The 6884-nt window shown below is 46.9% G+C and carries 5 protein-coding genes and 1 pseudogene; 2 read left to right on the top strand and 4 right to left on the bottom strand.

The annotated features are described in order from the left end of the window. Positions 1 to 191 precede the first annotated feature (191 nt). The 4 genes from H6F50_RS08840 to H6F50_RS08855 all read right to left on the bottom strand — a co-directional run bounded on the left by H6F50_RS08840 (position 192) and on the right by H6F50_RS08855 (position 4557). Positions 192 to 1103, bottom strand: a complete 912-nt coding sequence (locus H6F50_RS08840) for an alpha/beta hydrolase (RefSeq protein WP_190428399.1) — start codon at positions 1101 to 1103, stop codon at positions 192 to 194. Between the two features lie 21 nt (positions 1104 to 1124). Next, entirely contained in the window at positions 1125 to 2144 is a 1020-nt protein-coding gene (locus H6F50_RS08845; protein ID WP_190428400.1) for a GTP-binding protein, read from the bottom strand. Between the two features lie 340 nt (positions 2145 to 2484). Continuing rightward, the gene (locus tag H6F50_RS08850; protein ID WP_190428401.1) at positions 2485 to 3726 is read right to left on the bottom strand and encodes a Rid family detoxifying hydrolase; all 1242 of its coding nucleotides are present in this window, start codon (positions 3724 to 3726) and stop codon (positions 2485 to 2487) included. Between the two features lie 195 nt (positions 3727 to 3921). Further along, positions 3922 to 4557 carry a TetR/AcrR family transcriptional regulator gene (locus H6F50_RS08855; RefSeq protein WP_190428402.1) on the bottom strand — a complete coding sequence of 212 codons (636 nt, stop codon included), beginning with the start codon at positions 4555 to 4557 and terminating at the stop codon, positions 3922 to 3924. 222 nt (positions 4558 to 4779) lie between these two features. On the opposite strand from H6F50_RS08855, the gene H6F50_RS08860 reads away from it, so the two are divergent. Both H6F50_RS08860 and H6F50_RS08865 read left to right on the top strand, forming a co-directional pair. Further along, positions 4780 to 6366 (top strand): pitrilysin family protein, encoded by a 1587-nt coding sequence (locus H6F50_RS08860; RefSeq protein ID WP_347277151.1) that lies wholly within the window; start codon positions 4780 to 4782, stop codon positions 6364 to 6366. Between the two features lie 198 nt (positions 6367 to 6564). Next, positions 6565 to 6884: pseudogene (locus H6F50_RS08865) on the top strand (insulinase family protein); the annotation flags it as partial.

The following is a 6884-nucleotide window of genomic DNA, read 5'->3' on the forward strand; positions in this document are numbered from 1 at the left end:
GTAAGCAAAGCAAGAGCAATTCTGTTCATAATTCAACAGGTTACAGTTTTTGATGGCATTATAGCCAATTAATTGCCCGCTAAGTTTTGCTTAACGGCAACCAAATCCTTAGCCGTGTTAGCTTGGCTTGGCTTGAGGACAAGTAAATGCGATCGCATCAGCGCATAAATATAAGCTAAGTGCGATCGCGCTCATCCACCCATCAAAAATGGCAAGATAGCAGCGCCTACTGCATCTGCGTACTCTTCATGTAATCCTAACGAACCGGGAAGCCTCACTATCTGCACTCCTGGGACATTCGCTAAGGCTTCCATTTCTGCTTTTGATTTCGGGGGCGCTTGTTCGCCAATTACCACCATCACGGGTAACGGTAAAGGCTGAAACCAGGCGAGAAAATCGTCTCTATGATTAACCGGATCTAAACCTCCGGTGACGAAGGCGGCGGGAGCAAAACGCGCTCCTGGTTGATGTGCTGTCTGCAACTTTTGTTCAAGCCGGGAGGGACTCAACGAGTCAGGTTCAACGTAGACATGGCGACGATACATCAAGCTAATGAAGGACTCCGTGGTGTTTAGCTTGTAGAGAGCTTGTCCTAAAATGGGTGATCGCACTACATTCTTTAGCGTTCTAAACCACCCTTGCTTTTTACCCATCATCGTCGGAAATGGCCCGCGCCAAGTGGGAGCCGCTAAAACAATCCGTGACAAAACGGGCGGTTGTTGTTGCGCTAGTTGCATCGCGTAACCAGCAGCGTGTCCAGCAGCAATGATGGCTATTGGAGTATCAAAAACATTTTTGACAAAATCTTGCAGAAATTGGTGATATAGGGCGGGTTGGTAGTTCAAGGGTAGACGAGGCGATCGCCCAAATCCAGGCCAATCGAGAGCAACGGCTTGAAACTGAGATGATAATAACTCTGCCAGTCCGTGCATTTCCGCGCGTGTAGAAACGGTGCTGAAAGCTGGCAGAAGTAATATGGGAGATCCTTTGCCTAGAGTTTCATAAACTATAGGTAATTCTTGTCCTTCCCAAGTCCAGAGATATTCCTGAACGGTTCCGCCAATTCCGACAGTACTAGGTGCAGAAATCGTTGAAGTTGCCATAAGACACAATCCCTATTTTATTTACTCTAGGCAATCTTTTAACTGCTGTTGAATTTGGGCTTCATTCAAGTTACGCCCAATAAATACCAGTTGATTGCTCTTTTGAGAAATCCACTTGTCAGTTTTCATCTCAACCCGTTTACCGCACAGTTGAAAGATGTGGCGTAAACTACTTTCCTTAAACCAGAGTAAACCTTTGGCGCGAAAAACGTCTTCGGGAAGTTGTTCGGTTAAAAATTGTTGAAATTTCTCTAAGAGGAGAGGGCGATCGCTTTGAAAAGAAAATGACATGAAACCATCATTTTCTAAGTGGTGGGAATGATCGTGATGATGATCGTGATGGTGATCGTGATGATGATGATGGCTAGATTCTTGTTTAGCTGGATAAGATTCCGCTTGGGAAACTCCCACATCTAAAATTAGTGGCAGAGGAACTTGTCCGTAGGCGGTTCGCAAAACTCTCGCCCCTACTTTCATAGCGCGAATGTAGTCTTCCAACTCCTTGACTTGCGCTTCTGGAACCAAATCGGTTTTGTTTAGCAGAATGATGTCACCGTAGGAAATCTGATTGAGGGCGGCATCACTTTCAAAATGATCTGGTGTAAATGTCTCCACATCTACCAAAGTCAAGATAGAATCGAGCCGAGTTAGATCGCGCAAATCTGTACTAATAAACGTCAACGCAATGGGTAATGGGTCGGCGATTCCAGTTGTTTCGACAATTAAGTAATCAATGCGATCGCTCCGTTCCAGCACCCGATAAACTGCATCGAGCAATCCATCATTGATTGTGCAACAAATACAGCCATTTGTGAGTTCGATCATATTTTGATCGACGGAAATCAATAGCTGGCTATCGATATTAATATCGCCAAATTCATTAACTAAAACTGCTACTTTTAATTCTTGACAATTATGCAAAATATGGTTAAGCAGCGTTGTTTTACCACTGCCTAAAAAGCCTGTAACGATCGTGACTGGCATTCCCCGTTTAGGAATATCCGGAATCAGGTTTTGTTTGGGTGCTGTAAGATTGTTCATTGCTCTTTCTGGATAAATTGAGCCTGGATTAATTGAGCGATGCAGACATAGATTCGCACCATGCAGCGCAGTGTCTGCGATAACATGGCAGGTTCTCAGAATGCCGAGATATTTTTAATAATGATAACTATTATCATAAGCGATCGCGGGTAGCAAAAAGACCTGGCGATTGGAAATCGCGGCTACACAAACCAAGTCCGCCTGCGCGGACTCAATCCAGCCTGTACGGACTCTATTCAGCCTGGGTCGGCAGGCTTTGTTTGTCTAGCCCCAGACTTCCAGTCTGTGGACGATTTGCAAATACGGGATGCTCCCATCGCTCTTTCCTCTGTCAGAAGTCTTAAATTACCGCAATACAGTCAATTTCTACCAGCACATCCTTGGGTAGACGGGATACTTGCACGCAGGCACGAGCGGGGGCTGTCTCTGCGTCAAAATATTTACCATAAACTGCGTTAACCGCAGCAAAATCATTCATATCTTTGAGAAAAACGGTGGTTTTGACCACATTTTCAAATTTAGCGCCAGCAGCAGACAGAATCGCTTCCAGATGAGCCATTACCTGTTCTGTTTGCTTGGCTACATCGTCGGTGTAGACAATATCACCGATTCTAGGATCAATGGCAATTTGACCGGCGACGAAGATCATTTGACCGCTGGCAGCGATCGCTTGATTATACGGCCCGACTGGTGCTGGTGCGTTTTCTGTCCGAATTACTTTGCGTGTCATTAGTATTTGTGTTGGTAACGATGCTTCCTGTTTGCGGGGTTCTGTATCAGAGGCTGAGGACTTGTAAACTTCCCCATCGGGCATTATCGCGCCCGTGAAATCCGCACCATTGATGCTTGCTCCATAAAGGTTTGCATCAGTCAAATCTGCTTTTTTCAGGTTGGCTCCATTCAGGTTTGCCCCCATGAAATTTGCTCCTTGCAAACCTGCTCTCTCTAAATTTATCCCTCGCAGACAGGCTTTTCTAAACTGTATGTTTGTCAGTTCTGCTGCGCCTAAATCTACCTCAGCAAAATTCATACCTGACAAATTATAGCTGGGCAACTTGACACCCCGGAGCTTGGCTCCTTGGAGATTGGCATCTTGGATGTTAACACTAGCTAATTCTGCCCGACTTAAGTCAGCTTCAGCTAAGTTTGCACCCGTTAGCCTCGCACTACTCAAGTTTGCTCTAACAAGGTTGGCTTGACCTAGAGAGGCTTTAGTTAGGTTGGCACTATTTAGTTGAGCATCACTGAGGTTTGCATTGTCTAGGTTGGCATTATTAAAGTTAACACCAATCAAGTTTGCCTTACTAAGGTCGGCACCACTGAGTTCTGCCAAACCCAAATTTACTGAAGAAGCTTGCACCCCAGTCAGATTTGCTCCAATTAAGGATACTCTGCTAAAGTTTGCGCCAGTGAGGTTGGCATTAGCCAGGTTTGCCTGATTTAACTCAGCTCCGGTCAAATCTGCATTCTGTAGGTCTATCCCACTTAGGTTTGCACCTGGGAGCTGTATCCCACTTAGTTTTGCTTTTTGAAAGTTCCGTTCGCGTTGGGCGTATCTTTTTAGAAGTTCTTCGGCGTCCATTGTTGGTTTAGCGATTGTCGCGCACTTGCATCAGTTTAAGACACCGGGCGAATAGGAAATCGCTGGGGCGTTGTTTTAAACCTGCGAAGGCGGGTTGTGTCTGTGTAGGCGCGATTTCTAATTGCCGGAGCTAATACAAATTTTAAATGCTCGGATTAATGCAAATTCTAAACGCTGGAGCTAATCTTAATTGCTTTATTTTGCTAACACACCATTCAAGAAAATATCAGCTAACCCTTCTGCCATTTCTTGCATTGCTTTCGGGGAGGCATTTTCTCCTAATAGGGTGTCGTGGCTAAAACCGGCGATTGTGAACATCCCTAAGAAAACTTGGGCAACAATTCTCGGATTCATGCGGCGATAAGTGCCTCTATCCATTGCAGTTTGAAAGAAAGCTTCCGCCACATCCGTCATTTTGACAATGACTTCAGCTTGGATGCGATCGCGTAACTCTGGATGAAACTGCGCTTCTGTAAAACAAACCCGCAGCATATCCGCATTTTCACGTAGATTCATCATCCGCCGATGCATCACCTGAGCCACAGCTTTATAGCTGCCCATTTCACTCAATTCGGTTAACAAATCCGTGAGAATTTCCACCCAGCCTTGCGTCGCCACCTCAATCAAGATCGCCTTTTTGTTTGGGAAATGACGAAACAACGTTCCTTCTGCAACCCCTGCCGTCGCAGCAAGATCGCGGGTTGTTGTCCCCTCATATCCCTGGCGGGCAAATAACCGCTGTGCTGCCTGTAAAATTCGGGTGTGAGTATCGTCTTCAGTATGAGCAACTTGCTTAGTTGTTCCTACCGTTTTCCGGTTAAAAATTCCCATATTAAGAAATAAATGGATGGATTACCACTAACACCCTAATGCAATTGTGCTATAGGCGAGTAATCAATCACCCAAACCTTCACAGATTGTTAACACCACACAATCCACGTTAGAGTCAATATCTTGGAATTAGCGCTGCTTAATCTTTAGTATTGTATGAGTCAGTTTTGTCGATTCCTGTGTGTGTCAATCCCAACGACAGCACAACCGTTACGGGAAAGTTTGAACCCCAGCCCTCAACCGTCAAGACAGCGTCAGTGGCGAAGCATTCTGGCTTTTCTGCTCGCGCTGCTGCTGGGGTGGGGTATGCAGCCCAATGTGGCGTTAGCTCGTACCCAGACGCTTGAAAAGGCGGATGTAAAACCTGCCACAACCCAATCGATTCAGCCCTACTTAGACCGGGTAATTGAGCGGGTGACAGAGTTTCGTTTAGAGAATGGTCTCAAGTTTATTGTATTGGAACGGCACCAAGCGCCGGTCGTGTCGTTTTACACCTATGCCGATGTGGGGGGTGCCAACGAACCCAATGGTCAAACAGGCGTTGCTCACTTTCTAGAGCATTTAGCTTTTAAGGGAACCACGCGCATTGGCACGCAGGACTACAAGGCAGAAAAGCCACTTTTAGACCGCTTAGACCAGTTAGCCGAACAAATTCAGGCAGCAAAAGCGGCAAAGAAACCGGCAGAAGTGACAGCGTTGCAGGCAGAATTTAACAAGGTTGAAGCCGAAGCAGCGAAATATGTCAAGCAGAATGAACTGGGTCAAATTGTCGAGCAAGCGGGAGGCGTCGGTCTAAACGCAGCAACCTCTACAGATTCTACGGTCTATTTCTACAGCTTTCCTTCTAACAAGTTAGAGCTGTGGATGTCGCTGGAGTCAGAGCGGTTTTTAGACCCAGTGTTTCGAGAATTTTATAAAGAGAAAGAAGTCATCCTGGAAGAGCGACGGTTGCGAACTGATAACTCGCCCATCGGTCAAATGATTGAGGCTTTTCTCGATGCGGCTTTCAAAGTGCATCCCTATAAGCGTCCAGTGATTGGCTACGACCAGGACATCCGCAATCTTACCCGCGAAAATGTGCAGGAGTTTTTTGACACGCACTACGTCCCCAGCAAGTTAACTATTGCGGTCGTTGGGGATGTTAACCCAGCGGAAGTGAAACGGCTGGCTCAAGTTTATTTTGGACGTTACAAAGCGAGAACAGCGGAACGGGAGCAATTACCGACGGAACCCAAGCAAACCGAAGCGCAGGATGTCACCTTGCGCCTGCAATCCCAACCTTGGTATCTAGAAGGCTATCACCGCCCAGCGATGAATCATCCGGATCATGCAATTTATGAACTGATCGGTCGATTGTTGAGCGATGGTCGGACTTCTCGCCTCTACAAGTCTTTAGTAGAAGAGCAGCAAGTCGCTCTGAATGCGGAAGGTTTTAGTGGCTTTCCGGGAGATAAGTATCCGAATTTGATGCTGTTCTATGCGCTGACAGCTCCCGGTCATACAGTGGATGAAGTGGCGGCGTCTTTGAGCAAGGAAATTGAGCGGCTGAAGACGGAACCCGTAGCGGCGATGGATTTGGATCGGGTGAAGACCCAGGCAAGAGCTGATTTATTGCGATCGCTTGATTCCAATATGGGCATGGCGATGTCGCTGGTGGACTATGAAGTGAAAACCGGCTCATGGCGGAACCTTTTTAAGCAACTAGATGCGATCGCTACCGTGACACCCGCAGAGATTCAGCGAGTGGCGAAAGAAACTTTCCAGCCACAAAACCGGACAATTGGGCGAATTCTCCCGAAAGAGGACTGAGGGAAGAGGACTGAGGACTGAGGGCTGAAGTTTGAAGACTGAGGTTTGAGGACTGAGGGCTGAGAGGAAGAGGAAGAAGGACGAGGAATGAGTATGCAGTGGTTTAGGCAGAATTGGAGGAAGAAGGGCAAAGGGAAACAAAGGAAAAATTATTTTCTGTTTCTTTTGACTTTCTCCTTGATACTTTTGACATTTTTGATGCCAGCGGTAGCGGATACAGCGCGGCATTATACGGAGTTGAAGTTTCCACCGTTGCCGGAAATTCAGGTACCGCCGTACACGCGCTATCAGATGGACAACGGCATGATTGTGTATCTGATGGAAGATCGCGAACTTCCCCTCGTGAGTGGCACGGCGATGATTCGCACCGGCGGTCGTCTGGAACCAGAAAACGAGGTAGGTTTGGCTACGTTGGTTGGGGAAGTCCTGCGGACTGGCGGAACCGCGAAGCACTCCAGCGATGAACTAAACCAATTGTTGGAACAACGCGCCGCTTCGGTAGAGAGCAGTATTGTTAG

The sequence above is a fragment of the Coleofasciculus sp. FACHB-712 genome (genome assembly GCF_014695635.1).
GTDB lineage: Bacteria > Cyanobacteriota > Cyanobacteriia > Cyanobacteriales > FACHB-T130 > FACHB-T130.

Excerpts from the sequence above, each read along its gene's own strand:
- H6F50_RS08840 (WP_190428399.1), bottom strand. The coding sequence starts at position 1,103 with ATGGCAACTTCAACGATTTCTGCACCTAGTACTGTCGGAATTGGCGGA.
- H6F50_RS08845 (WP_190428400.1), bottom strand. The coding sequence starts at position 2,144 with ATGAACAATCTTACAGCACCCAAACAAAACCTGATTCCGGATATTCCT.
- H6F50_RS08850 (WP_190428401.1), bottom strand. The coding sequence starts at position 3,726 with ATGGACGCCGAAGAACTTCTAAAAAGATACGCCCAACGCGAACGGAAC.
- H6F50_RS08855 (WP_190428402.1), bottom strand. The coding sequence starts at position 4,557 with ATGGGAATTTTTAACCGGAAAACGGTAGGAACAACTAAGCAAGTTGCT.